At 60.6% G+C, this 26543-nt stretch carries 26 protein-coding genes and 1 tRNA gene; 18 read left to right on the top strand and 9 right to left on the bottom strand.

Annotated features, from left to right (window positions below; all coding sequences use genetic code 11):
* Window positions 1-85: 85 nt before the first annotated feature.
* From ACTJJW_RS12670 to ACTJJW_RS12655, 4 genes are all read left to right on the top strand, one after another.
* Window positions 86-382, top strand: a complete 297-nt coding sequence (locus ACTJJW_RS12670; protein ID WP_462645189.1) for a helix-turn-helix domain-containing protein — start codon at window positions 86-88, stop codon at window positions 380-382.
* Window positions 375-1667, top strand: coding sequence for a type II toxin-antitoxin system HipA family toxin (locus ACTJJW_RS12665; RefSeq protein ID WP_462645187.1), 1293 nt, complete (start codon window positions 375-377; stop codon window positions 1665-1667). The genes ACTJJW_RS12670 and ACTJJW_RS12665 overlap by 8 nt, the downstream gene beginning before the upstream one ends.
* A gap of 74 nt (window positions 1668-1741) precedes the next feature.
* Window positions 1742-2437, top strand: a complete 696-nt coding sequence (nucS, locus tag ACTJJW_RS12660; RefSeq protein ID WP_462645185.1) for an endonuclease NucS — start codon at window positions 1742-1744, stop codon at window positions 2435-2437.
* Window positions 2438-2467: 30 nt separating this feature from the next.
* Window positions 2468-3130: an HAD hydrolase-like protein gene (locus ACTJJW_RS12655; protein WP_462645183.1), complete on the top strand. Its 663-nt coding sequence runs from the start codon at window positions 2468-2470 to the stop codon at window positions 3128-3130.
* A 33-nt stretch (window positions 3131-3163) separates the two neighbouring features.
* On the opposite strand, the gene ACTJJW_RS12650 is transcribed toward ACTJJW_RS12655, so the two are convergent.
* Genes ACTJJW_RS12650 through ACTJJW_RS12635 form a run of 4 tightly spaced genes read right to left on the bottom strand, consistent with a single transcriptional unit; the run spans window position 3164 to window position 6516 of the window.
* Complete coding sequence (locus tag ACTJJW_RS12650) at window positions 3164-4363, bottom strand: NAD(P)/FAD-dependent oxidoreductase (protein ID WP_462645182.1); 1200 nt, start codon at window positions 4361-4363, stop codon at window positions 3164-3166.
* On the bottom strand, window positions 4360-4890 hold the full coding sequence (locus tag ACTJJW_RS12645; protein ID WP_462645292.1) for an isoprenylcysteine carboxyl methyltransferase family protein: 531 nt from the start codon (window positions 4888-4890) through the stop codon (window positions 4360-4362). The genes ACTJJW_RS12650 and ACTJJW_RS12645 overlap by 4 nt, the downstream gene beginning before the upstream one ends.
* 13 nt (window positions 4891-4903) lie before the next feature.
* Window positions 4904-5965, bottom strand: coding sequence for a type III polyketide synthase (locus tag ACTJJW_RS12640; protein ID WP_462645180.1), 1062 nt, complete (start codon window positions 5963-5965; stop codon window positions 4904-4906).
* 29 nt (window positions 5966-5994) lie between these two features.
* Complete coding sequence (locus ACTJJW_RS12635; RefSeq protein WP_462645178.1) at window positions 5995-6516, bottom strand: DoxX family protein; 522 nt, start codon at window positions 6514-6516, stop codon at window positions 5995-5997.
* Window positions 6517-6704: 188 nt separating this feature from the next.
* Here ACTJJW_RS12635 and ACTJJW_RS12630 point away from each other — a divergent pair, with 188 nt between their 5' ends.
* A complete protein-coding gene (locus ACTJJW_RS12630; protein ID WP_462645176.1) occupies window positions 6705-7331 on the top strand; it encodes a hypothetical protein in 627 nt (208 codons plus the stop codon).
* Between the two features lie 96 nt (window positions 7332-7427).
* On the opposite strand, the gene ACTJJW_RS12625 is transcribed toward ACTJJW_RS12630, so the two are convergent.
* The 3 genes from ACTJJW_RS12625 to ACTJJW_RS12615 are packed head-to-tail and all read right to left on the bottom strand — an operon-like array spanning window position 7428 to window position 9402.
* Window positions 7428-8708, bottom strand: a complete 1281-nt coding sequence (locus ACTJJW_RS12625; RefSeq protein ID WP_462645174.1) for a HipA domain-containing protein — start codon at window positions 8706-8708, stop codon at window positions 7428-7430.
* Entirely contained in the window at window positions 8705-8920 is a 216-nt protein-coding gene (locus ACTJJW_RS12620; RefSeq protein ID WP_462645172.1) for a helix-turn-helix domain-containing protein, read from the bottom strand. Before ACTJJW_RS12620 ends, ACTJJW_RS12625 begins: the two co-directional genes overlap by 4 nt.
* A gap of 23 nt (window positions 8921-8943) precedes the next feature.
* Window positions 8944-9402 carry a helix-turn-helix domain-containing protein gene (locus ACTJJW_RS12615; protein WP_462645170.1) on the bottom strand — a complete coding sequence of 153 codons (459 nt, stop codon included), beginning with the start codon at window positions 9400-9402 and terminating at the stop codon, window positions 8944-8946.
* Window positions 9403-9440: 38 nt separating this feature from the next.
* On the opposite strand from ACTJJW_RS12615, the gene ACTJJW_RS12610 reads away from it, so the two are divergent.
* From ACTJJW_RS12610 to ACTJJW_RS12595, 4 genes are all read left to right on the top strand, one after another.
* Complete coding sequence (locus ACTJJW_RS12610; RefSeq protein WP_462645168.1) at window positions 9441-10100, top strand: alpha/beta fold hydrolase; 660 nt, start codon at window positions 9441-9443, stop codon at window positions 10098-10100.
* A gap of 185 nt (window positions 10101-10285) precedes the next feature.
* A complete protein-coding gene (gene pdxY, locus ACTJJW_RS12605; RefSeq protein WP_462645167.1) occupies window positions 10286-11137 on the top strand; it encodes a pyridoxal kinase PdxY in 852 nt (283 codons plus the stop codon).
* A gap of 616 nt (window positions 11138-11753) precedes the next feature.
* Entirely contained in the window at window positions 11754-12599 is an 846-nt protein-coding gene (locus tag ACTJJW_RS12600; RefSeq protein WP_462645165.1) for a serine/threonine-protein kinase, read from the top strand.
* A complete protein-coding gene (locus tag ACTJJW_RS12595; protein WP_462645163.1) occupies window positions 12599-13810 on the top strand; it encodes a hypothetical protein in 1212 nt (403 codons plus the stop codon). Before ACTJJW_RS12600 ends, ACTJJW_RS12595 begins: the two co-directional genes overlap by 1 nt.
* Here the strand turns inward: ACTJJW_RS12595 and ACTJJW_RS12590 are convergent.
* Entirely contained in the window at window positions 13807-14580 is a 774-nt protein-coding gene (locus tag ACTJJW_RS12590) for a hypothetical protein (RefSeq protein ID WP_462645161.1), read from the bottom strand. The two genes, ACTJJW_RS12595 and ACTJJW_RS12590, sit on opposite strands and share 4 nt — an antisense overlap.
* A 341-nt stretch (window positions 14581-14921) precedes the next feature.
* On the opposite strand from ACTJJW_RS12590, the gene ACTJJW_RS12585 reads away from it, so the two are divergent.
* Window positions 14922-16226 (top strand): hypothetical protein, encoded by a 1305-nt coding sequence (locus ACTJJW_RS12585; RefSeq protein WP_462645159.1) that lies wholly within the window; start codon window positions 14922-14924, stop codon window positions 16224-16226.
* Window positions 16223-18169, top strand: coding sequence for a hypothetical protein (locus ACTJJW_RS12580; protein WP_462645158.1), 1947 nt, complete (start codon window positions 16223-16225; stop codon window positions 18167-18169). Before ACTJJW_RS12585 ends, ACTJJW_RS12580 begins: the two co-directional genes overlap by 4 nt.
* 220 nt (window positions 18170-18389) lie before the next feature.
* Here ACTJJW_RS12580 and ACTJJW_RS12575 read toward each other — a convergent pair.
* A tRNA-Leu gene (locus ACTJJW_RS12575) sits at window positions 18390-18473 on the bottom strand.
* A 240-nt stretch (window positions 18474-18713) separates the two neighbouring features.
* Here ACTJJW_RS12575 and ACTJJW_RS12570 point away from each other — a divergent pair.
* The 7 genes from ACTJJW_RS12570 (at window position 18714) to ACTJJW_RS12540 (ending at window position 26516) form a co-directional block, all read left to right on the top strand.
* Window positions 18714-19406, top strand: coding sequence for a M23 family metallopeptidase (locus ACTJJW_RS12570; RefSeq protein WP_462645156.1), 693 nt, complete (start codon window positions 18714-18716; stop codon window positions 19404-19406).
* 79 nt (window positions 19407-19485) lie between these two features.
* Window positions 19486-20202 carry an FhaA domain-containing protein gene (locus ACTJJW_RS12565; protein ID WP_462645154.1) on the top strand — a complete coding sequence of 239 codons (717 nt, stop codon included), beginning with the start codon at window positions 19486-19488 and terminating at the stop codon, window positions 20200-20202.
* Window positions 20199-20708, top strand: coding sequence for an FHA domain-containing protein FhaB/FipA (locus ACTJJW_RS12560; protein ID WP_462645152.1), 510 nt, complete (start codon window positions 20199-20201; stop codon window positions 20706-20708). Before ACTJJW_RS12565 ends, ACTJJW_RS12560 begins: the two co-directional genes overlap by 4 nt.
* A 4-nt stretch (window positions 20709-20712) precedes the next feature.
* On the top strand, window positions 20713-21957 hold the full coding sequence (locus ACTJJW_RS12555; RefSeq protein ID WP_462645150.1) for a Stp1/IreP family PP2C-type Ser/Thr phosphatase: 1245 nt from the start codon (window positions 20713-20715) through the stop codon (window positions 21955-21957).
* Window positions 21941-23386, top strand: a complete 1446-nt coding sequence (locus tag ACTJJW_RS12550; RefSeq protein WP_462645148.1) for an FtsW/RodA/SpoVE family cell cycle protein — start codon at window positions 21941-21943, stop codon at window positions 23384-23386. The genes ACTJJW_RS12555 and ACTJJW_RS12550 overlap by 17 nt, the downstream gene beginning before the upstream one ends.
* Window positions 23383-24837 carry a peptidoglycan D,D-transpeptidase FtsI family protein gene (locus tag ACTJJW_RS12545; RefSeq protein WP_462645147.1) on the top strand — a complete coding sequence of 485 codons (1455 nt, stop codon included), beginning with the start codon at window positions 23383-23385 and terminating at the stop codon, window positions 24835-24837. The genes ACTJJW_RS12550 and ACTJJW_RS12545 overlap by 4 nt, the downstream gene beginning before the upstream one ends.
* The gene (locus ACTJJW_RS12540; RefSeq protein WP_462645145.1) at window positions 24834-26516 is read left to right on the top strand and encodes a protein kinase domain-containing protein; all 1683 of its coding nucleotides are present in this window, start codon (window positions 24834-24836) and stop codon (window positions 26514-26516) included. The genes ACTJJW_RS12545 and ACTJJW_RS12540 overlap by 4 nt, the downstream gene beginning before the upstream one ends.
* Window positions 26517-26543: the final 27 nt, after the last annotated feature.

The raw sequence follows: 26543 nt of genomic DNA, 5'->3' as shown, positions 1-26543 counted from the left end.
ACTTGTGTCTGCAAGAATATTCTGGCATGCTGGTGTGCAAGGATATCCCGGCATCACGCCATGCTTGAGAACGGAGGAACACACCGTGCCCACAATCACCGTCACAAGATTTAGAGACTTCGGCGCTGTCATCAAAGCGGCGCGAGAATCCCGCGGCCAGCGCCAAGATGAGCTTGCCGACGAACTCGAGATCACGCGCCAGTACCTCCAAGATCTCGAAAATGGCCGCCCCAATCTCTACATCACGCGCTTGCTCCGCGCCATGAACTCGCTCGGTATCACTATCAACGTGACCTACACCCCCGGCGGGACAGCAAAACCCGGCACGACTGCTCCTGGTCATGCAGAGGCACCCAACGGCGCAGGAACCACCGATGGCTGAGACTCTCGCGGTTTTCCTCCACGACGACTACCTCGGTGACGTCGTACCATTCGCGCAGGGCCGACGCCACCAGAAGAATCGAGTGCGATTCCACTGGGATAGCGGCTACACGCCGGGGGCCGTCACCCTCACAGAGTCGTTTACCTCGATACCTGGCCGCGAGCCCGACAGCGCCCTCGCATCCAATTTCTTCGGCGGATACACCCCCGATGGCAATCATCGTGAAGCGATGGCGGCGGCGCGCGGAATTGATCACGGTGATCTGTTCGCCCTACTTCGCGAATTCGGCGGCTCACTTGGCGGTGCGCTGACGTTTCGAACACCCGATGAAATCAGCCCATACATTCCCCGCTACACAGCAATTGATGACACGACCGTTGCCCAACGCCTCACGCAAGCGGTAGAGCGTCACGATCTGGGCATCCAAGATGACAGTCGTTCGATGCTGCCCGGATTTCAACCAAAACTACTGCTCGCCCGCTTCGACTCCCAGTGGCATGAACCTCACGGCCGTGCCCACTCGACGCACATCCTCAAACCACAACTTCAATCGCGGCCCCACCAGATCTACAACGAGTACTACAGCCACCAACTCGCTCGCGCGATGGGCCTCTCCCAGTTCGGCAGTGAACTCATGAACGTTGGACAGACCGCGTTTCTGTCTATCGAGCGCTTCGACCGCGTGGTCGACGGCACCGCCGTGTCGCTCATTCATCAAGAGGATGCTGCCCAAGCTCTCGGGCTCGATTGGCAAAACTCAGAGATCAAGTTCCAAGACTCACAGTGGCCAACGAACCCGGCACCCCCCAGCGCCCGCAAAATTGCGGAGATCACCGGCTCGCTCCCGAACGCACTCGCTGAGACCGCGCAGTGGCTGCGGCAGCTTATCTTTCACGTGCTCATCGGCGACAACGATGCGCACGCCAAGAATGTGGGCTTCGTGCACGAGAGTGATGGCACGCGTCTTTCGGAGTTGTATGACGCTGTGCCCAATCTCTTTCAGGCAGGTCGCATCAGCTGGGATATGGCGATGGCGATCGATGGCGATTTCGACCACCGCAAGGTGAGCGCCGAAAGTATTGCCCGCGAGGCCGCATCTTGGTCAGTGCTGCGCACCGACACGATCGACCGCGTGATCCACGCGACTCTTCGCGAGTTCGTTGACGCGCAAGCATCCGTCACCCCACCGAGCGAGGTTGACCCGGATGTCGTCGAGCGGCTCAGCTGGAATGCCAAGCGGCTGGCTGAAGGCAGTCAGATTAGCGCGCCCAAAGAAAAACTGTGACTTTAGTTGTCCCGGCTGCCCGCTCGGGTTGCGGCGAATCGCAACCGCCCGCCGCGCACCGTTAGGCTCATCGGGTGCGACTTGTCATAGCTCGATGCTCCGTTGATTACGCCGGGCGTCTCAGCGCCCACCTTCCCCTCGCAACACGATTGCTGTTGCTGAAGGCTGACGGCAGTGTGCTCGTGCACTCCGACGCGCTGTCATACAAACCTCTCAACTGGATGAGCCCACCCTGCCTGCTCTCCACGATTGAGCCCGAAACCGAGCAGTCGGATGCCGGGGTCACCGAAATCTGGAAAGTCGCCCACACCAAGTCGGCCGACATGCTCATCGTCTCGATTCACGAAATCCTGCACGACACCAACCACGAGCTCGGCGTCGACCCCGGACTGCAAAAGGATGGCGTCGAAGCCCACCTGCAGAAGCTACTGGCCGAACACATCGACATTTTGGGTGACGACTACCGCCTTGTGCGCCGCGAATACATGACAGCGATCGGGCCCGTCGACATTCTCGCGACCGACGAAAAAGGCGCAAGCGTCGCTGTGGAGATCAAGCGTCGCGGTGACATTGATGGTGTTGAGCAGTTGACCCGCTACCTCGAGTTGATGAACCGCGACCCGCTGCTGGCTCCAGTTGCTGGCGTGTTTGCGGCTCAGGAAATCAAGCCACAGGCGCGCACTCTTGCTAAGGACCGCGGTATCCGCTGTGTGCTGTTGGATTATGACGAGATGCGCGGACTCGATGACCCCAACATGCGATTGTTCTAGGTTCAGGAACGCAGCCTAGGCTGGATGCAAATGGCTACTAACTGGACCTGCATTCTCGTTGACCTCGACGGCACGATCGCTGACTCTGCGCCCGGAATCACGACGTCGCTCGCCTTCATGTTTGAAGAGATGGGCTACCCGATTCCTTCGCAAGAAGAGCTGCGCTCGTATGTTGGCCCGCCCATTCTCGACTCGTTCCGCGACTTCGCCGGTTTCACTGCTGTCGAATCTGCGCAGGCGCTGTCGATCTACCGCCGCCACTATATGGAAGGCAACAGTGCCAACGGCAGTGACATTTTCCCCGGCATGCGCAAAGTTTTGAAGAAGCTGCACGCGACTGGGATTCCGCTGTCACTGGCGACCTCGAAGCCCGAGTTTCCGGCATCCGTGATCCTGGATCATGCCAACCTCACCCAGTATTTCCGTGTCCTGGCGGGTGCGTCGATCGATGAGATCCGCAGCGCTAAGAAGGATGTTGTGGCTGAGGCAATCACGCGCCTGAAGATGATCGGTGCTGACGTGAGTAACCCGGTGATGATCGGCGACCGCGACTACGATATTGCGGGTGCAGCCGAGCATGGCATCCCCACCATTTATGTTGAGTGGGGCTACGGCAACGCCGGCGAATCAGAAGGATCGCTCGCAGTCGTGTCGAAGGCAGAAGAACTGCTGCCGCTGCTGCTTCCTAGCTAGCGGGCGCGCTGCACTTAGGTGCCGGCCGACCCCCTAGCGGGCGAGACTCTCCACGATGCGGCCGTAAAGCCGTGGCAGTCGCGCGGCGAGCGGCACAATTGCGGCGCGCAGAGGTGAGTTTGCTGCTGCCACAAGCCCGGTCGTGAGCATCCGGAAGTCACGGGTGATGCGACGCCATTCGCGTTCGTAGCGTTCCGGTTCGCCAGCAACGATGCGCTCGATTGCGGCGCGAGCTTCTGCCAGTCCCAGCCGGATGCCCTCGCCCGTGATCGCATCGACGTATCCGGCAGCATCGCCGACGAGCAGCACTCGGCCTGCGCGCTGACCGCGAGTGTTCTGCAACAGCGGGCCTGCCCCGCGCGTGCTCGAGGCTGGCTTCGCGTCGCGTAACCGTTCGGCAAGCGCGGGCACACTCGCCAGTGCGTCATCGAATGAGGTTCCTCGCCGCCCCAACACCGCGACGCCCACTTCGTTGTCGCCGACCGGAGTCACATACACCTCGGCATGGGGCGCCCAATGCACCTCGATCAGATCAGTCCACGGTGCAACCTCAAAGTGCTGCCGGATGCCGAACCGCCGAGAATCATGTCGCCTCACGCGGCGAGGGCGCGTAGCCAGGCCAACCAGCTCACGCACTGTGGAATGCAGGCCATCGCAGCCGAGCATCCACCGCCCCTCGATGGTGCGACCGTCGGCGAGGTGCGCGGATACCGCGCCACTCTGCGCTGCCGCTTCCCCGGAGCTGTCGGCGGCAGTACGGCCGACGCCGTCGAGGCGGGGCCCGGCCTGCCGCTGCTCGACCGCCTCAACCTTGCCGTGTTCGACCCGCACCCCGAGTTCGGCCGCACGTTCGGCGAGCGCCCGATGCAGTTCGGTGCGACGAACACCGATTGCGGCCTCCCCGGCGAAGCGATGTTCGGCCGTGCGCGTGCCGTCCTGATAACTGATGCCGGCGATGGTTCGTCCGTGCGGGCGCACGCCGAGGGCGGCGAGTTCGGCAACAGCGCCAGGCATGACTCCTTCGCCGCAGGCTTTGTCGATGGTGCCGGCGCGGGGTTCGATCACGAGGGCGGTGAGGCCGTGCATCCGCGCGTTGATTGCGGCGGCAAGACCCACGGGCCCACCACCGACGACAATCACATCGACAACGTCGGAGCCCGGTAACGCCGCAGCAGGCGCCGTACTCGCATCACTCTCGGCAGCGTCGACCCAGCCCTCGCCCGCCGCGCTCATGGCGTCAGTTCGCGCAAAGCCCGGTTTTCGGTCGGGATCCGGAACACCAACAGCAGCACCGCATTCAGCGCAGTGAAAACGATCGCGGTCACCCAGGCGGTGTGCACGAGCGGCAGCGCAATGCCCTCGATGGCGACAACAAGGTAGTTGGGATGCGGCAGCCAGGTCAGCTTATAAGGCCCGCGGTTCTGCACACGCCCGGCACCGGGCACGACGATCACGCGGGTGTTCCACTGGGCGCCGAGCGAGTTGATGATCCAGTAGCGGGCTGCTTGGCTCAACAGGGTGATGATGAGCATCGGGATTCCGAGCCAGAGCAGAAACGGTCGGTCGGCGATGAGTACTTCGGCGACGCACGCGACCAGCAGGCCGGTGTGCAGAACGACCATCCACGGGAAGTGTTTCTGCCCATACTCACGACCGCCGCGTTCGAAGGCTGCGGTGGCATTACGCTCCGAGATGCGCAACTCATAGAGGCGTTCCATGCCGGTGCCGAGCACAAGGGCGATGTAGGCAATCACGGTCATGTTGGCCACTTACTCATGTTGGCCACTCTAAGAGAACGAATTCAGCGCTCACGCCCGGGCCGAGAGCGAAGGCGAGGGCAGCACTTCCGGGTGCCGGCGCGGGGTCGGCGTTCATGGCATCCGCAAGCACATGCAACACTGCTGCGGAGGAGAGGTTTCCGGCCCGGGCAAGGCAGTCCCAGCTGCTCTGCAAGTCGCTACGTTCTAACCCGAGCGAGGTCTCGAACGCTTCAAGCACTCGAGGGCCACCCGGATGCGCCAACCAGGTGTCGACATCCGCAATCGTCAGTTGGTTGTGGCCCAGAAAATCGCTGACCTCTGTGGGAAAGCTGTTCTCAATCACGTCGGCGACGCCCGCGGTGAGCACGATCTCGAAGCCGGTGCCGCCCACGTTCCATCCGATCACGTCGTGGCTGTCGGCGATGAACGTGCTGCGGGTGTCAACAATGCGCGGGCCGGGTTCGCTGCGGTTCTCCCCCACCATCACGACGGCCGCAGCGCCATCGCCGAAGAGCCCGGTGGCCACAAAGTTACCCATGGTTTGGTCGTCGCGTTGCAGGGTCAGCGAGCAGAGTTCGACGCTCAACAAAACGCCGACTTCATCCGGATGCCCGACCAAATAGTCATGCACGCGGGCCAGACCCGCGGCCCCCGCCACACAGCCCAGGCCGAACGAGGGAACTCGTTTCACGTCGGGCCGCAACCCCAACCGCGGAATCAGCAGTGCGTCGATCGAGGGTGCCGAAACGCCCGTGACGGAGGTGAACATGACGAAGTCGACATCGCTAGGGGTGAGTCCGGCATCCGCGAGCGCCGTGGTCAGTGCCCGGTCGAGCAGGTCGGTGGCAACGCGAATGAACTCGTTGTTGCTTTCGCGAAAACTGCCGAGATCACGATATCGCTCGATCGGAAGGGCGGTGTGCCGACGTTGAATGCCGCTGGCCCCGTGCATCCGCTCAATGACCGCATGATGGGAGGGACTGCCTGCGAGCAGCGGCGCAAGTTCAGCCGTGATCTCGGCTTGGCTGTAACTGTACTCCGGCACAACCGGAGCGACTGCTGCGATTCTGCTCATGCTGCGACTCTGCTCATCCAGTGAAAATATCACGCACTGACGCCGGGGTCGTCGTTTCGGCGGGTGGCACGCCACGCGCGCCACGCACCGGTAGACCACAGTGCCCAGGCGATCAGTACTGGTTGGAACGGCATCCGGATCCACCGTTTCAGGTCGGTATCGAGTCCGAGCGAGTCGACGTGGTTCACCAGTTGCGAGATGTTGCCAGGGTAGATGGCGATGAAGAAAGCGGCGGCAACCCAACCCACATGCGAGCGGTATTTCTTGGCGAAGATAAGCGCGCTGCCGAGGGCGATTTCGACAATTCCGGATGCGACGACCACGAAGTCGGGATCAAACGGTTGCCAGTCGGGCACCTGCCCCTGAAAGTCTTCGCGCGCGAAGGTGAGGTGGCCAATACCTGCCAGCACGAGGGATGCGCCGAGTGCGATACGTCCGACCCGGCGGCCGATGCGGCTTGCGCGGGAGGGTTCAGCGAGAGCGGCTGAGTCGCCAGCGGCGGCCTGCTCGGCGGAGGCGGCCGACTCGGCACGCTCTGGTGTCTGCTCCATCCGACCATTGTGGTGAGTCGGGCTTGGCGTCTGCCGAGTGCTGCCTCGTGGGCGCGCTCACGTTCGCAGGCAGTTTCGGCCATACCGGATCCTTGCTACGGTCGAGTGGAGTCATCATCATTTTTGTGTGAGCGGTGACGATCAGCTCGCTACGAAAAACACACGAAACTACGGTGAAAATGGGGCACATGACAACGCGGTCGACCGAATCGGATGCACGTGCTGCAGAGTCGGCCGCTGATGCGCCGACCTCACCTCCGCGCGGCCGGTTGGCTCCGCCGTTGCGGATTACGCTCGCTATTGTCGCCGGTGTCTTCGGCGCTGTGCTCTATCTCCTCGTTTCTGGTTATCTCGCGATCCAAACTCACGGCCTCCAGTGGGGCGTAGTGATCGATCTCAACAATTCCGTAGCGCGGTTCATCGGCAGCGAGACGCCGTGGATTCAGCTGATCGCTCTGGGCATTCTCGTTGCCGTTGCTGTGCTGTCGTTTTCTCCGCGACGTGAGCAGCCGCGGGGGTGGAGTACGAGCGCGCACTCGTATGCGTTCGTGGGGACAGTCGCCGCGATCATGATTTCGGCGATGGTGTTCACCGAGCGCCCCTACCGGGGTGGCGTGCTCGGGATGAATGGACTTTTACCCGAGTTCCTCCCGCCCGTTCCTCCGGAAGTTCTGGTTCCTTTCACCTGGATTCAGACGTCCGCCCTCGAAGCCACAACCTTCGCTTTGCTCGCAGTGTTGCTCGCACTACACATCCGCTCGCTAATTCGCGGGCGCGCATCTCGACGGGCCAAAAGTGACACGCTGCACGGCTGAGCCACCATGGGTCAGCCCGCACTGGTGGGCTACCGCAAGAAGTCACGTACTGGGTGCACGCTGGTGAAACTGGGGCGGCGGGCGACCTCCCGCTGGCTAAGACCAGCCACGAACCGTTACATAGTCCCGAATACTCGATACCATTTCGCCGATGAATTCGTCACTACCGAGTTGTGCTCGGGCCTCGTCTGCGGCGATCTCGTAGGCATCGGCTACTCCGCGGGTGAGCTCGTCTGCTCGTTCGCTCGCGTAGTCGCGCTCGAGACCTAATTTCACGCCGACTGCAACCACATCCTCGATGCCGACCGCACTCATCCGATACTCACCGTCGATCGCCATCGACAACTCGACGGGTTGATTGTTTCGTGTGGGGTAGGGCGCGTGGCTGCCGAGGTCATAGAGGGGCGCCATCGTTGCCCGGTCGCCGTCAAGCATGAGGGAGTAGTTCTTAGCGTGAGCGTCAGTTCCCTGCGAGGCAAGGGCGAAGACGATTGCGTCGTAGAAACGTGTCGCGTTAAGCGCGCGGTCCTGCGCATCGGGGAGACCACGAAAGAGTTGTGCGATCTGATTGATGCTCGGCCCGCCGTCTCGCTGGTATTTGTTCAGTGGCGGCACAGACATCGCTTGGCAGAAGTCTTCTTGGTGGAGTCGCCACCACCGACCGTTGTGTTCTGCACGGTCGTAGCGTTCGGAGACAAAAGCGTGGTCGTCGCGATCTGTCGTGATCATGAAGTCGTTCGCGACATGCAACCCGAGGTGTCGAGCCGCTGACATTGTCATGAACTCGTTGATGTGATGGTTCGAATAGGGCGGAACAGCAGGCTTAATGATGTGTGTGGTCGGCGTGGAGTCATTCGGCACAGCCCAAGCGCCCTGCGCCGTACGGAAGAGGGCAATCTTTGGTTGCGCACCGGGAAGACTCCAGCGTGCGTTCGTTTCGCGGCGACCCCAGGTCTCTCGGTTGGCTATGACGTCAGCGATGACCGCACCGAATTCGTTCTCATCGAGCTCTGTGACATCGCCGTGTCTGGCTGCGGCATCCGGGCTGTCGTCGCCCTCAGGAAGGATCTGCACAGCGCCAGCAGCATCGCGCCCGACATGCGCCAGAAGCGCGAATGGGTTGTTTGGCGATACCCGGTATTCGCGGCCAAGCTCGGCCAGACGCCCGTCACTGTCAGGCAACAAACCGTGAAGGAAAGCACGGACGGACCGATTCTTGTGTGATGCACGCACGAGCGGCATAGAGAGTGATAGTGGTGTGGAAGTGCGGTTGCGCCGATATTCGTCGTCGTACTGGAAGGTGATGCTGCCACTCGCGCTTTGGGTGAGCGTGCCGATGGGGGCACCGTCAAGGTACACGCTCAGGTTCTCGGTCACCGCTCGAGCTCGCTCACGGTCACTTCGAGGTCGAGCTCGCGGAGCACCCGCAGCAGTCGGTGTGTGGTGACGGCGGATGCTCCATTCTCAAGCCGCACGACCCACTCGCGTGTGACATCCGCACGTTTGGCAAGTTCGCTCTGGGTCAGCGCCAGCGATTCCCGGCGCTCTGCGACAAGCGCACCGAAGTCGCTCGCTGCTCGTATCCTCATCGCTGCCTCCTGTGCGTTCTACGTCACTTTACTCTTAGTGACTTATAACGCACAAGCGCTGGTGGGACTGGGGCACCGCTGAGCCGTTTCACAGACCGATCAGATTGGGCATACTCGGTGCAGCGTTCACATCGCGTCGTCAGATCGTGTCGACAGCCCTTCACGTGACTCAGAAAAAGCTCGGCGGCTTCTAGCTTTTGCTTCTGTCTAGATATTGCGGTGAGGCGATCGTCAATGACGGCATCCCGCCCCTTGTCTCCACGGTGAAGCACTCTACGGATCTCCGCCAAACTCAAGCCAACGTCCTGACAGGATTGCACCATCCGGAGGCGTTGAACGTGCTCTTTGGTGTATTCACGATGCCCTGAAGCTGCGCGGTCGGGAACCACGACTTTCTCGTCTTCCCAGTGCCGCAGAACGTGGGTTGCGACTCCTATTCGCGCGGCGGCAGACCCAATCTTCACTCGCCCATAATTGCACATTGACTTCAGGCCGACCTGAAGTTTTCAGTCTTGAGTGTGTGAATGACTTCGATGAGCAGGCCCTCCCGTCGCCGACATACGTGAACGTCGGCGAAGAGATGATCGCTACCTATGTTTTCGAGCCCTCTACTCTTGGGCCGGCAGAAGATGTGGTGTTGTGTCACGGGACCCCATGGTCAGCTCATGTATGGGCGCATCTTGCTGAGTTCCTCAGTGAGCGCTATCGCGTTTTCCTCTGGGACATGCCTGGTTACGGAGCCTCCATCGGCTCGGCAGATGACGCTGTCGACCTCCGCACGCAAGGGCATCGGCTGGCAACTCTGCTGAAGCACTGGAGCTTAGAGCGCCCCCATCTAATCGCTCACGACATCGGGGGCGCAGTTGCCCTTGGCGCCCACCTGCTGGAAGATGCCGAGTTCGCTTCCCTCTACTTGCTCGACACTGTCATTCTGGATCCTTGGGGATCCAGCTTTTTTCGTCTGGTGGCAGAGAATCATCAGGTGTTCTCGGCGTTGCCCCTACCATTGCATCGCGCGTTAGTCCGCGAATACATTCGTGGAGCAGGAGGGCCTGCTCTTGATGCTGAGTGGGTTGGGGCGAACAAGATCCATGGATTCCGAGCACACAGGCCACTGAGCTCGCATCGCTACTCCCCGGTGATCCTGACGTCGTCATCTTCCCTGACGCCGGCCACCTAGTACCCATCGAAGCACCGCGCTTGTTCAACGCGGATGCGCTGAGCTGGCTGTACCAGCAAAGCTCTCGTTGACAGCGCGCGAACCCCTGCGCTTTCAGCCACGCAGCGGGAGACGCTTGCCGCACAAACACACTCCTCACAGGTCCCTCGCTCCAAGCGAATCCCAGAAGGTGGGAAGATTCTCTAATGAAGTTCCTCTCCATTCAGTCAGCGGTCGCGTACGGCCACGTCGGCAATTCGGCCGCAGTGTTCCCGCTGCAGCGCATCGGCGTTGAGGTTTTGCCTGTCTATACGGTCAACTTCTCGAATCACACCGGCTATGGCGCGTGGCGCGGACCCATGATCGACCCCAGCGATGTGTCAGAGGTCATCGCCGGCATCGAAGACCGCGGAGTGTTTCCCCAGATCGACGTTGTGTTGTCGGGGTATCAGGGTGGCGAAGGAATCGGGGATGTCATCATCGATACCGTCGCCCGGGTCAAGGCTGCGAACCCGAACGCTCTCTATGCGTGCGATCCCGTGATGGGCAACGCGAAATCCGGATGTTTCGTCTCCCCCACCATCCCCATCCTGCTCCGTGAGCGCGTGGTTCCTGTCGCCGACATCATCACGCCCAACCAGTTCGAGCTCGGGTTCCTCACCGACACTGACCCAGACACCATCGAGTCGACACTCGCATCCGCAGATCTCGCCCGGGCTATGGGGCCTCGCACGATTCTGGTGACGAGCGTCGAACGACCCGACCGCGAAGACGACACGATCGAGATGATGGTGGTCACGGATGCCGGCGCCTGGATCGTGCAGACCCCGCAACTGCCGATAACGGCGAACGGTTCCGGCGACGTAACCGCCGCCCTCTTCACCGCGCACTTCACACGCACCGGCGATGCTGCAGACGCCCTCGCCCGCACCGCCTCAAGCGTCTTCGACCTGCTCGCCAAGACTGTCGAGTCGGGCGAGCGCGAACTACAGCTCGTCGAATCTCAAGAGTTCTACGCAGAGCCGCGGATGCAGTTCACCGTTCGCGAGGTGCGCTAGACAACGCCACGACATAAGAAGGGCCCGCCGGTTGGTGGGCCTTTCTTATGTAGGCAGATCCGCAACCTCTCAACCGAGTGCCGCAGGATGCCTTAACTTATGTGAAGAGGTGGGAGTTTAGTTTCTGCCTTGCAATCATTGGGCTGTTTCGTTCCGCGAATCCGGAAAGTCCAAAGATTCGGACTGAAAATTCCAAACTCATTCAGATGATTGCTGCGTGGCAGCGAACCCGACCCCGTGTTTGGCGCTGTTGCAGTGCTTCGTGTTACTCGTCCGCGTCTTTACCGGCGGGCTCCCTGCATCCTTCGCTCGGGGTTGAAGAGATCCGGTTGGCTCGCGTCTGTGAATCCGACCAACCGGCATGAGGGGTCAGCGCTAGCCAGCTGACCTTCGCAGGGCGAACGATCCGATCACAACCGTGCACCCGCCTGCCGGTAATCAAGAGAACCAATTTCGAACCGGCTGCGGGTTAGAGGGGCCTACAGGCCACTGCACCCTCTCGCCGTGCCTCGGCGTGGGGACTATGAACGCTAGCCTGAATCCGTTATATTGACAAGAGCTCACGCAGCCAGCTGCCGCTTCTCGCGGCCGCATTCGACCGACGACCGGACAATTGATGACGACTTCCCTGACTACAGAAGAAGTCGCCGCGGCGTTCGATTGCGATTCTGTCGCATTCCTCGGATCGGGCAGCTTCGGAGAGACCTGGCAGATCTGCTCGACCGACATCAACGGTGTCGTCGGCGACTACGCCGTGAAGATCTTGCACGCCGAGCAGTTCAATCTTCGCCTCGTCGATCGGGAGACGGCAGGACTTCGAAAGTTCGATTCCGACGGCATTGTTCACCTCATAGATGTCCGAGATGTCGCCTTCGGAAACGCGTCCCGCACCGTACTCGTCTGCGAGCACCTCAACGGCGGTAGCGTCGGCCAAAACCTCCGCGAATCTGGATCGCCAAGCGTACAACAAGTCATTCTGTTCGCCCGGGGTCTCATGCGCACCGTTGATGAACTCCACGCCGTGGACGTCATCCATCGCGACATCAAACCCGAAAACATCATCCTCAGAGGCGGCGACTGGGGCCGGCCCGTCCTCATCGACTTCGGGCTCTCCCGGGGCTTGGTCGACGAGACCTTCACTGCCTACCCGGCGCGTGTCGGCACCGTCGCCTACATGTCGCCGGAGCAGCTACGAGGCGAGAAGGCCCGGAAGGCTTCCGATATCTGGGCGTGCGGCGTGCTCCTCTATACCCTTCTCACTGGTAAGCACCCATACATTGTCAGGACCGATGGCCTCCTCATTGACGACCTTGCGGACTTGATCGTTGGCTCCCCCCGTCCGATGCCGGAGCACGTGCCGATCGAACTCGAAGCGCTGGTCACCCGCATGCTGTCCGACCACGAGTATCAGCGCGGCAGCGCCCGTCGCACCCTTACCGATCTAGAGGACTTGGCCGCATAATGAGTAGCACAGACGCAGTTTCAACAACGGCGGCCACCCCCGTCCCGCTCGCCGCGATTCTCGCGGGCGACGTTCCAACGTTCCTCGTACACAAGAGCTTCCAATACGCGAAAAGGGTTCCTGAAGCCCTCGGGTACATCAGCGGCTTGCATTCACCATCGCTCGGAATCGGTGTAGTCGCCCCGGTGCACACTCACAAGCGGAAAGCCGTGGAGCAGTTCGTCGCCAGCTGCGGCATCGCACCGCTCGTCCTCGTGGACCCCGAGTTACATTTCGCGACGACCTCCAGCTGGGATGGCGCAGGCGCGAAGTTCAACGACGACTGGTCAGCGTTGATGGACATGCCAGAAAAACCAAAGCCCAGATGGGTGAAACTGGCCCTGGATACCCAAAGCGATCTCGGCGCCAACGTCACCCTGTCGGCGTCAGGATGGGTTGACGCAGCCCATGCAACCAAATCTTTGGCCAGGGCGATGAACTTCGTCGCCGAAAGCCGTTCCTACGTCGGCTCGACCTCCGCCATGATGGTGAACCTGAGTTTCGACTGGCGCTGGCTCGTCGACGACGCCCTGCGCGCGATGCTGCTGCAAGAGATCGTCGAGAGCAACGAACAGCTCTGGTATCTACGGTTCTATTGGCCAGAAGTGCCAGTCCGCTACGGCCAGCTGACAGACCCCGCGGTCCTCGCCGGATACCGCGAACTCGCCGCTCTCTGCGCGCTAGAAGACAAGCAGTTGTTCCTCCCCAACACTGGGCTCACCGGATGGGTTGCGACAGCTCTCGGTGCAACCGGGTTCTCCACTGGCCAAGCATGGCCAGAGCAGGCGTTCGCCCGCCAGCGCATCATGGGCGGCAGAAAAGGACAGCGGCCGCCGCCCGCAATTCCTCGCTACTTCGACTCCCAGTTGCTGCACACGATCGAGTTCTCGGAGTTCGACCGCCTGTCGGCGTTCGCGTCGCACGCGAAGCTGGACACACCGTTCTCGCTCGAAATCGACGTCGATGGACACTCTCGGGAGCTCGCAGGGCTCCATTACCTCATGGCCGTCGCGGAGTTGCAAGCGAAACTAAAGGGCAAACGCCCAGAAGCAAAGGCGTCACGCGAGGTTACTGCTGCGACGAAGTTCATTGCGGACCTCCGGCGCGCCGACCAGCCGGCTGGTCTGAACAATCCGACGCAACTCCCGATGTGGAAGGATCTGATGGCCTAGCGGTCGTCTGGACGAGTCCATCCGAAGACCGGATGGATCTGACCTTCGTGTTCGCCGCGTTCAAACATCTCCAAGCAACGCTCGGCAATAAGCATCCGACCCACAGCCGACTGCGCGGCCTGGAGCCGTTGCTTAGGACGTGCCCACACGCGCGCTTCCGACGTCGCGGCATCGACGATGATGATCCCAATTCCGGACTCGGCGACGTACGCGAGCTCGTTAGCAGCGGCGGCGACTGCCGACGGTTCGAGAGCGATGTAGGCGTCGTCGGCCGACAGCCGCTGTCGGCGGGCTTGGGAAAGCGCGCCATGCCAGTCGCGTAGCTTCGCTTCCACCGTGATGACACGTCGCATGACAGGTTCGGCGCCGGTTACGCGGGCGAACTTGCCATCTGTCGTTGATAGCGCCCACCCGCCATCAATCAACATGGGGAGCACTGCGCGACGCATGTACTCCGGTGTTGATCGGATTCCAGCCGCGAGCTCTGCAAGGGTTTTCGGGCGCCGGCCCATTGCGAGCACCGTGCGCACCTCTACATCGGAGCCAAGTGGCCGGATCCCGAGCTCGCGACGTTGCGCTATCGCCGCACGATCGAATCGAACCGAAGCCAGGTCCGGCACTCCTCGGACGGCGGGTACCTCAGTGAATGTCTCGACATCGGCGTGGCTGGTGTTGCTGAACACAAGGCGTGGGAGTTGGTCTCGAAGGATATCGACGAGATCGGACTCGTACCGGAATCGAGAGGCGGGAGTACGTGCAAGTATCGTCATACGTTGCCTCCTGGCCGTCGTTCACCTTTATCCCGCGGCGATCAACACTAATGCTAGTTGGGAGTCGACGGTTTTCCGTCACCTGCGATGTGCACGGCTCCAGTGGGTCTCGCTCGGCTTGTGTTGCGAGGCTACTGCAACCCGACGACAACGTCGAGGGCGGTAAGACATGTGCTTGGCCACATGAAGGGAAAAGGGAAGGGAACCCGAACGGCACGAGCACGAGCAGCATCGCCCTTCCGTGCCGATGGGGCGACATCCGCCACAGCAAACTCAGCTCGCCGTGGACACATCCCCACGCTTGGGTCCAGCCGATCCGATAAGGCATGCATAGAGCCTGCATGACACCTAACGAAATCCAAACGTCAGCGGTGGAGACGCGGCCACAACTCGACGTCGAGACCGACCTCCAACTTCGCGAGCGTGGCAATGTCCGGCCAGCTATTGCCGGCGATGAACTCCGCGATGGTGGTGCGGTCGACGCCGGTGGCTTCGCCGACCTCGCGAAGCGAGCGACTCCCAATGGCCTGGATAAGGTTCAGAACGGTGAGCCTAGCAATCTCGGCGGCCCCATCGTCGAGATGGTCGGCCGGGAACGACTCACCGAACTCTCTTGGGGTGAGACGTCTTGGTCGCGGGGACATACCGCCAGCCTAGCCACAGTCATCGGCGCTTCGCGCGAGGGAATGTCGGAGGCATCCCGTTCACTTATCGGTGGTAGTTACCACCGATGCGGCGAGGAGGCTCGAATTCGTATCCACACCTACCGACCCCGCCTCGACCCAGAGCGCTGGGCCGAAATAGAAACCTTCGTCCGCGACGTCGTTGCTACCGCCGCCCCGGAGACGGCCTACACAGCGCATCGGCTGCTCGTGACGGTGACACACTTCGTCAACTGGACCCGTATTGCCGGATTGCCCCTCAACGCCGCGGTGCTCTTTCAGCGGTCGAGTATCGAGCACTATGTGCGGTCGAATCGGAAACATCTTGCCGATGGAACGCTCAGAAACTATCGCAGCATGCTCCTGCGGGTGACGGAAGTCCTCCTGCCAACACAGACGCCGCGACCGATGACGGCCCTGAACAGCCGCACGGGCATCGAACCGTACACGACGTCGGAGGTCGAATCGCTGAAGCACTGGGCGAACGGACAGAGAACGGAAATCATGCGCCGGAAGGCGCGGTCGATGTTGTGCCTCTGCATGGGTGCTGGACTTCGAGCCATCGAGGTTGCTGCTATCCGACGCAGCGACGTGGTCATAGATGGCGAGGGAGTCTTGGTCATCGTCCCCACACCAGACGGGACCCGATTCGTTCCAATGCTCGCCGAGTGGGAGCCGTTGCTTCGTCAGACCGTCGAGGGGTTGGCACACGATGAGTTCTTGTTCGGCAACGCCGACCGCACTCTGTACAAGAACCTCCTTTCTAATTTCGTCAGCCGGAGCATCGGCGACATCCGACCTCGAAGCAACCGCCTACGGGCAACGTGGGTTGTGACCCACCTCAGGATGCGGTCGGACATGCGCGCGCTGATGGAAGCGGCCGGCGTATCTAAATTCGAGAACTTGGCTCGCTACCTCCAGTTCGTCCCCGAACTCAATTCGACCGAGTATCGGTTGCACCTGCGGGCGGAGGCGCGTCGATGACCGCAGCCGACCGGGCCCTCGCCGAGGACCTCTCCCAACACGCCTATGGCACCTCAATATCAACGCGACAACGCACTACGCAGGGGTCTGTGCCCACCGCTTACATCAACGACGCGATGCGAATCATTGCGCGCCCGTCAATCGTCAACGCTCTCATCGCTTGGAAGAAAGCAGACCGTGCTCGCAAGGCAACGAAGCGTCCCCATGGAGATGCACCCGGCTGGACCCCAACGGTCAGTGTCGTGACGCTGCTGGTGTTAATGCTCATCCATGTTCAGGAGGGCCGGGGGGTGCTGTTCAGCGATATGGCGAACACCCTCACTCGTCGGATGAACAAGAAGCAGTTCGCCGCCATCGGAATCGAAAGGATGGAGGGAACCCACGAGCAGTGGATGGACCGACTCTTCCATGCGAAGCGACGCCTGGAGAGAATGATTGACCCACTTCCAGGCAGTCGCTTCAAAATCCCCACAGTCGAGGCCTACCTCGCGATTGTGGAAGACCGCAAGAACCGGGAGGAGGAACTCAGGGAGAAGGAAGAACGACTCCACTTCTTCCTCAACGAACTCATCGACAGCTCGGTTCGATTCCTACGCAAGGACATCCTCGACCGTTATCAGGGAAATCTCGCTATCGATGGCACGAAATTTCGCATGCAGGGACAATCCGGCGTCTCGCGAAAGATTCTTCGTGCCATTCTGGAAAACGACCAACAACAAGCGAAACAACTGGCAGATGCCGACGTGGACGCGAAGTGGGAGGCTGAGCGCCAGCTTGACAGAGAGGCAGCTGAAGCTGCCGGCACCGTCGCGCCACACAAACGAAAGCCAAGCATCAACTGGAAATCACCCATTCGAACAATCAACTACGACGCGGGCATGTGGGGCCGAGGTGAGTCGCACGACGGCGAAGAGCCAGGGTCGACGAGTAGGGCATTCGCGCTCGAAGCGGAGCTCGCCGTCATGACCGCCAACGCGCCTGGCGAAGTGGCCGATTTTCCCTTGCTCGCCATCGGGTTTCATCACCATCGCCCAGGCGCTGACAAGTTTGAGGCGAAGCGGCTTCTCGACAGTATCTCCTCGCGCAATTTTCCGAAGAAGTACCTGATGGTCGACCGCGGCTACCTCCCGAAGGCACTCCCAGAGGAGTTGCAAGGACCCGCGCGAAGGCACGGTTGGCTCCCAGTATTCGACTACAAGTGGACTGAGCTCGGTATTCAGGCCACACATAGGGACGTCAATCTCATCGACGGCCAGTGGTATGTCGCCAACATGCCGGAAGTGCTCGCGAATGCGGAGCGCGACTACCGCGAGGCAGTCGCGCTCGACAACAAACTGAAGAAGCCGAAGCGCATGACCGTGAGCAGCCGCAGCCGGCTCCGCGAGCTGCGAGACCAGAGACGTGAACTTCGCCTTCAGTACAGGCTGAAAGCCAAGGGCGTCGCGGCCCCAGACGGCTCGCAGCGATTCATCTACCCGGACCCGGCGATGTACGACCTCTACGACGCCAATACCGGTGAAGAACTCCCCAAACAACAAAAACGAACCATCACTATTCCAAAGGCCGCAGGGCTCAAATACAAGCAGCCACTCGCCCACCGGGAGCCGAAGTGGCATCGCTGGTACGGCCTCCGCTCGACTGTTGAAGGGTTCAACTCTTACGTCAAGGACAACAGTCCTACGAACATCGAAGACGGAAGCAAGCGACGCGCCCGAGGCAATACCTTCGCCGCGGTCGCCGCCGCGCTCGTCGTCGTCCACGCCAACATCCGCAAAATCGAAACCTTCATCTTCGGCCTCGCGCGCGCAGGAGCCACGACCTCAAAGAATCGTCACGCCCTCTTCACGCCCATCGACGAAGAAATACTGGATGAGCACGCAGCGTCAGCTATCTCGGCCGCTGTATCCGCCCTGGACGAAGACCCGCCCCCAAAGACCGAATAGGCTCACCGCCAGTCGTCTCTTGCTCACCGTTTCGCCAGTACGCATCAGCCTGCCCTCTGGGCGGGCTTTTCGCGTGTCTGGCCACTTCACGCACCTCGCGCCCTCTTGGAGCGCGTCACGGGCACGAAAAAACGGGCACCGAGCAGGATTTCTCCCGAACTCAGCACCCGTTTCCGTAATGTCCCAGATCAAGTGGACCTAGAGTCCCACTTCACCTATGTGCGCGAGGGGGGACTTGAACCCCCACGTCCTTTCGAACACACGGACCTGAACCGTGCGCGTCTACCAATTCCGCCACTCACGCGTGGGTCGAGTTAACACTCAACTGAGTGAGATTATCACAGCGCACAGCTCATCAACGACTCGGGCTCTTGCATCAATTCACTAACGATTCACAGACTAGTCATATAGAGTTGTTTGCTGTCCGTGTGCTTGGAGCCTCGGATTAAACCAGACATGATCCCGAACTGCCGAAACTAGGCAGTGCACAGACCACACCCCTGGGGGTAACCGCGTGAAACGATTGCTGACACTCAGCGCAATCATGGCCGTCTTCGTAAGCGTGACCGTTCCAGCCGCAGCATATATGGAGCCGTCGTCTCGAGACCTCCCGTCCACTGCCTCCGCAGCATCCGCATCCGACGTTCTGCAGCAAGCAACTGCTGTCGCCGCTACTGAGGCCGAGGCATCTGTGCCCAGTCAGTCGTTCGCTTCGTCGGCAGATGCCGAAATCAGCCCCGCAGCCCGCGACGCTATCAAGGTCAAGAAGCTAGTAGTTGAGCCTGTCGTTCCCGTCTACTCCCCTTCTGCTCCCGCAGGCCCCTCAGGTTCCTTCGCAGGATCCTACGGCGGCGCATTCGCCGGATTCCTCGCAATGTGGCCAGCAAACGCCCCTGTCAACGACGGTTTCGGATACCGTGGATCAGAATTCCACGGCGGAATCGACATCATGACCGGTGCCGGTGTCACACTCGTTGCCGCATCGCCCGGCGTCGTCACAGAGGTCACCTACGGTGGCGGCTGGGGCCAGTACGTCAAGATCGATCACGGCAGCGGAGTCTCCACCCTCTACTCGCACATGATTCAAGGCTCGCAGATGGTCTCCCCCGGCCAAACAGTCGCCGCAGGAACCCCCGTCGGATTGAGCGGAAGCACCGGCTACGTCACCGTCGCCCACCTCCACTTTGAGACCTACGTCAACGGCACACGTGTCGATCCGAGGGGGCTCCTACCCTAATTACTCGGCGTCGGTAACGGGTTAGCCACCCATAACGGCTAACATCGACGTACCGCAACGGGCAATTACAAGGAGAGCTGTGGGTCTTCTGGACAACTTTGAGCGAGGTCTCGAACGTGCCGTCAACGGCGCATTCGCCAAGACCTTCAAAAGTGGACTGCAACCCGTCGAAATCACCAGCGCCCTGCGCCGCGAACTCGACACGCAGGCCGCCGTAGTCTCACGCGACCGTATCCTCGTACCCAACAACTTCAGCGTGCGCCTCAGCCAAGGCGACTACGAACGGATGTCCGGGCTCGGGTCAACGCTTATCTCCGAGCTCACCGAACTCGTGCAGCGCCACGCCACGACCCAGCGCTACTCATTTTCTGGCGGAATCACCATCACCCTCGCCCCCGACGACTCCCTCAGCGAGGGAATGATCGAAGTGGACTCGGTAAGTGTCGAAGGCACCGTCGCCTGGACGCCCGTGCTCGAGATCAATGGCACACGGCATCCACTCACACACTCACGCACCATCATTGGACGCGGCAGCGAAGCCGACATCACCGTCGACGACAACGGTATCTCGCGCAAACATGTCGAAATCTTGTGGGACGGGACACGAGCCGAAGTCAACGACCTCAACTCCACAAATGGTTCCAAATTGAACGGATCTCCTGTTTCTCGCGCACCACTCGCGCCAGAATCCGTGATAGATATCGGTCGAACCCGTATCGTATTCCGTGTGCTTGCCCAATCCGCAGATGTCGACCAGCCCTCTGATCGCCGCGACGACCGGGGGTTCACCCTATGAGTGAATTAACCCTCCTGCTGTTGCGCGTCACCTTCCTCGCCATCATGTGGGGCTTCATCTTCGCCATCGTCTACGCACTACGCTCCGACCTCTTCGGCGAGAAGGTGCGCCGAATGCCCGTGCAAAGCACATCTCAGGCGCCAGCGCCTTCAGCTCCCGCCGCCGCACAGCCCACCCGACCCGTGGCACCGGCTCCCGCCGTCGGCAACTCTCTCGATGCCACGCGCCTTGTGATCGTGTCTGGCTCCAAAGAGGGTCTTGAGATTTCGCTGCCCGATGAGCAGCTGACGATCGGTCGTTCGAGCGAATCTGGTTTGGTGATTCGTGATGACTACACGTCGACCCATCACGCCCGCCTGTTGCGCTGGGCTGATAGCTGGGTTGTTCAGGACCTTGATTCCACTAATGGCACCTTTTTGGCTGGCCAGCGTGTGAGCGTTCCAACGCCGATTCCGCTGAATACGCCGATCAAGATCGGCACTACCAGCTTCGAACTGCGACGGTAATTGGATGGCCATGTCGGGCAACAGTGCTGCCGCATCCCACGTGGGTCGTGTCCGCACAAATAATCAGGACTCTGCTTACGCCGGCAGCCACCTCTTTATTGTCGCGGACGGCATGGGCGGTCACGCTGGTGGCGATGTAGCTTCAGCGATCACCGTCAAGCACGTTGTTGAAGCTGACCGGGTTTTTACGAGCGCAGAAGAAGCAGCAGAAATCCTGCACGACACTCTACTCGCAGCCAACAACATCCTGTCTGAGACGGTTATTGAGCACAACGAGCTCACCGGTATGGGCACAACGGTCAGTGGCATGGTGCGTGTTGGCAACAAGATGGCCATGGCGCACATCGGTGATTCGCGCATCTACTTGCTGCGCGAAGGCACAATGACGCAGGTCACCCACGACCACACGTTCGTGCAACGTCTGGTCGAGAGCGGTCGCATCACGCAAGAGGAGGCGGCCGTGCATCCGCGTCGGTCAGTGTTGATGCGTGTCCTAGGCGATGTGGATGCGTCTCCCGAAATCGATACCGAAGTTTTTGATACCAAGCCGGGCGACCGTTGGCTGTTGTGTTCCGATGGTTTGAGCAGTTTTGTCGCTGAAGACAAGATTGCGGCAACCTTGCGCCGCGTCACCGATGCGGATGCTGCTACCGAACGTCTCGTTCAGGCCAGCCTCGATCAGGGTGCCCCCGATAATGTCACCGTTGTACTTGTCGATATCGGCGATGACGAGACGTCGGCACGCACACCACCGATCATGGTTGGTGCGGCCGCATCTCCACTCTCATTCGAGCCTTCAATCGCGAAGAAGCCGGTTCGTCTTCCCAACCTGCTGCTACACCCGCTGAAGGCAACGCAGCCAGACGACAGCCACTTCGAACCCGAGTCTGACGAGTACTACCAAGCAATCATCCGTGAAGACCGTCGCCGGGTTCGCCGTCGCCGCATCTCCTGGATCGCATTCATCACGATCGCTGTCGCCGCAATTGTTGGCGGGCTCGTCGGCGGCTACCAGTACACGCAACTGCAGTACTACGTGGGTGCCGACGATGGTCAGGTCGCGATTTATCAGGGTGTGCAGCAAGACATCGGCCCCATCTCGATGTCGCACGTCTACCAAATCACCGATGTACGAGTTGTGGATCTGCCCCTCTATCGCCGCGCCAGTGTCGAGAACACGATCAACGCGCGCGACCTCGACGATGCCCGCCGCATAGTGAGATTGTTGTCTGATGCTCGAGTCCCCTAACCACGACGTTCGCGCCTCGGCTTCGGCCGGCCCGCGAGCGATTACCGAAAGCATCCGCCTCAAGCTGCGGGTGCCTGCTCGGCTGCGCAATCTTGAGCTGCTGCTGGTGATTCTTGCGGTCGCTATCAACCTCGGATCGATTGCTCTCGTTCAACTGGGCGCAATCGGACATCTCGGCTTCACCGTGCTGGGCCTCTCCGGACTGCTCGGGGTGCTTGTTTTCGCGATGCACATCACTTTGCGGATCACTGCTCGGGATGCCGATCCGCTGATTCTGCCGATCATCACCGTGCTCAATGGGCTCGGCATCGCAATGATCTACCGACTCGACTTGGCCAATGAGACCACGGGTTGGTCGAGCGGCGGCGTCCGCCAGATCACGTGGACGGCTATTGCCATCGTCATCGCGATGGCGGTTCTGCTCATCATCAAGAATCATCGGGTGCTGCAGCGATACCGCTACATCGCCATGTTCAGTGGTATTGCCCTTCTGTTGTTGCCCCTCGCGCCCGGGATCGGTGCAACGCGATTCGGTGCACGCTTGTGGGTCGAGGTTGGTGCGTTCTCGTTCCAGCCAGGCGAGCTCGCCAAGATTGCGTTGGCCGTCTTCTTCGCCGGATACCTGGTGTCGGCACGCGACTCGCTCTCCATGGTGGGTCGCAAAGTGTTGGGCATGACGTTCCCCCGTGCCCGCGATCTCGGCCCAATCATCGTGGTCTTTGTGGCATCCATGCTGGTGTTGATCTTCCAACGCGACATGGGTACCGCCCTGCTCTACTTCGGACTGTTCCTTGTGATGATCTATGTCGCCACGGGCCGCTCCAGCTGGATCCTGCTCGGAATGGCCATGTTCTTGGGGGGCGCCTTCGTTGCCAGCCGCTTCCTGACCTACATCGCTGGTCGCATCGATGCCTGGCTCGATCCTTTCAACCCGGATGTCTACAATGCGACGGGCGGCAGCTACCAGCTAGTGCAGGGATTGTTTGGTCTCGCAGACGGCGGGCTTATTGGCACTGGTCTTGGACGCGGCAGCCCCCAGATCACTCCCCTCGCCGAAAGCGACTACATCATCTCTGCACTCGGCGAAGAGTTGGGCCTTATCGGCATCTTCGCAATTTTGGCGCTGTACCTTCTGTTTGTGTCTCGTGGATTCCGCATCGGCTTTGCCGGTCAAGACGATTTCGGCCGCCTCTTGGGTGTCGGTCTCGCTTTCGTGATCGCCCTGCAAGTCTTCGTTGTCATCGGTGGTGTCACTCGAGTGATCCCACTGACCGGACTCACAACACCCTTCTTGGCTGCCGGCGGTTCTTCGCTCGTTGCCAACTGGATCATTGCGGCGTTGTTGCTTCGACTGTCCGATACGGTGCGCCACCAACCGCAACTGGTTATTGAGCCGTCCATCGAGAACCGATTGGTGGTTGGACAATGAACCGCGAACTCAAGCGTGTGAGCACCGTTGTGCTGCTCATGTTCGTGAGCTTGTTTATCTCGAGCTCTATAATTCAGGTGGTCACCGCAGACAGCCTGCAGGCGGATGGTCGCAATGTGCGCACTCTCTATGCAAGCTACTCGGCCGAGCGTGGTCCGATCCTCGTCGATGGCGAGCCCATTGCTCTCTCAGAACCCGTCGATGACGAGTTCAAGTTCTTGCGGGTGTACCCGAAGGGCGAGCTCTACGCGCCCATCACTGGCTACCTCACGCTCAATCAGGGCAACACCGGTCTTGAGAGTTCGCTCAACGACTACTTGAGTGGGTCATCCAACGATCAGTTCTTCGATCAGGTCAACTCGATTCTCACCGGTCAAAACCCCACCGGTGCCGCAGTTGAGCTAACCATTGATCCTGTTATTCAGCAGGCGGCATGGGATGCTCTCGGCGACGACAAGGGTGCGGTCATCGCGATCAAGCCCAAGACTGGCGAGATCCTTGCCATGGTGTCGAAGCCGACCTTCGACCCCAACGAGCTTGCCGTACACAACACCACTGCTGTGATCGATGCCTACGAGCGCCTCCTCAACGATCCGAATGCCCCCTTCTTCAACCGCACACTTGCTGGCCCGTTGGACCCTCCCGGTTCCACCTTCAAGCTAGTCGTCGCTGCGGCCGCCCTAGAGAGCGGCGAGTTCACGGCCGACAGCTCATTCCCGAACCCAGCAGAACTGCAGTTGCCCGAGAGCACGTTCAAGATCAGCAACGCCGACAGGGGCACTTGTGGCTCCGGCAGCACGGCAACGATTGCTACCGCCATCCGTCTTTCATGCAACATCCCATTCGCACAGTTGGGTGACGCACTCGGCGCGACAACCATCCGCGACCAGGCCAATAAGTTCGGGTTCAACGAGAGCGTTTCGGTTCCTCTCGATTCGACCGAGAGTGTTTACCCTCGCGCACTCGACCGCCCGCAGACAATGCTCTCGGCATTCGGTCAATCCAGCGTTCGCGCATCCCCGCTTCAAATGGCAATGGTGTCAATGGCCATCGCCAACAGCGGCACACTGATGCAACCCAATCTTGTTGAGAGCATCATGGCATCCGATCTCACAACTATTCAGTCCTTTGATCCGACACTGTTTGGTCAGGCGCTCAGCCCGCAAACCGCGGCCGCACTCACCCAGATGATGGTGGATGGGGTCAATAACGGTGCCGCGAGCAGTGCCAGAATAGATGGGGTCGAGGTCGCAGGTAAAACCGGCACAGCACAGAACGGAGAAGGGGAACCGTACACGTTATGGTTCACTGGATTCGCGCCGGCAAATGATCCAGAAGTTGTAGTGGCGGTAGTTGTCCAAGATGGTGGTGGGCTTGGACAGTCCGGCACCTCAAGCGGCATCTCCGCACCAATTGGGCGTCAAGTACTAGAGGCGGTGCTAAACAGATGAGACCGACCAGCGGGCTCACATTCGGGGGCAGATACCAGCTTTCCAGTCGCGTAGCGATTGGTGGCATGGGCGAGGTGTGGCAGGCCACAGACCTCGTGATCGGTCGAACGGTTGCGATCAAGATCCTCAAGGACGAGTACCTCGGTGACCCGGGATTCTTGGAGCGCTTCCGTGCCGAAGCGCGTCACGCCGCACTCGTCAACCACGAGGGCATCGCCAACGTCTTTGACTATGGCGAAGAAGACGGCAGCGCCTACCTCGTCATGGAGCTCGTTCCCGGTGAAGCACTCAGTGCCATCATCGAACGCGAACGCGTGCTCGACCCCGACCGTGTGCTCGACATGGTGGCCCAAACCGCTGCCGCGCTCCAGGCTGCTCACGCCGCCGGCCTCGTACACCGTGACATCAAGCCCGGAAACCTGCTGATCACGCCAGAAGGCCGTGTAAAGATTACCGACTTCGGTATCGCCCGTATTGCCGATCAGGTGCCGCTCACCGCTACCGGTCAGGTCATGGGAACAGTGCAGTACCTGTCTCCCGAGCAGGCCAGCGGCCACCCCGCTTCGCCCACGACCGACATCTATTCGCTCGGTATTGTCGCCTACGAAGCCCTTGCCGGTCGTCGACCCTTCACGGGTGAATCGCAAGTCGCGATCGCAATGGCTCAGATCAATGAGACTCCGCCTGAGTTGCCAATGACAGTATCCGAACCGGTTCGCAACCTTGTGTACGCCTGCCTGGCTAAGTCGCCCGGCGATCGTCCGGCATCCGCCTCGCATCTCTCCCGTGCAGCACAGTCGTTGCGTCGTGGGGACGTTGCCGCCGCCGCCGCCGCTGTGCCCGGAATCTTGGGCGACAACTCTCACGCCGCCACCGTTGGACTCAACTACGGTAACGCCACCCAAGCAACGCGCGTTCTCACCACTGCGGGCGCTGCTGGTGTTGCAGGCGTCACCTCGACCGAAACTGTCGAAGAGCCGAAGAAGCGCAATCCGTGGACCTGGCCGATCGTCGCGCTCATTTCCTTGCTTGCTGTTGTGTTGATCGGTGCGATCATCGCTCTGTTGGCACCTCAAGATGATGAAGAACCTGTCCAGAACACCTCCTCCAGCGCTGCCCCCACCTCGAGTGCGTCGACGCCGTCAGCGACGCCCACTACCGAAAGGGTTGAGCTCACCGAAGATGAACTGCTCGGTCGCACGCAAGGCGCAGTTGAGTCGATTCTCGCGGACAAAGAACTCAAACTCGACGCGCAGCTGGGTAAAGCTGCAGAAACCTCCGAACAGGTCGGACTCTCGTACCAAGCAACCCCAATTGGCAACGTCAAAAAGGGCGAGACCATCACGGTTCACTTCTACGACAAGGTCGCGGTCACGCCGACACCGACCCAGCCACAGGCGAACTCCCTTGAACCGGCGGGTCCCTACGCCCCAGATGCTGTTGTGACCGTGAAGTGGGCGACCTATCAGGGATGCCCCGCCGGTCATCCACTCTCGGGGTTCAACTTCCTCATTCAGGGCGGACCCGACACAGGCTCTTCCCGGCAGGATCCGAACAGCTCTGGGTTCGATATCCAGCTCCCCGCAACGTCAGGGGAGACGACGACAATCACGTACAGCGCACTATGCACAGACATGGAATCGCCCCCGTCAGAACCCGTCATCGTCACCGTTGAGTGAGCCACTGTCCCTGGAGGCAGCGGATAG

The organism is Rhodoglobus galactosidasius (assembly GCF_054957775.1).
This window is presented reverse-complemented; position numbering and strand designations above follow the sequence as displayed.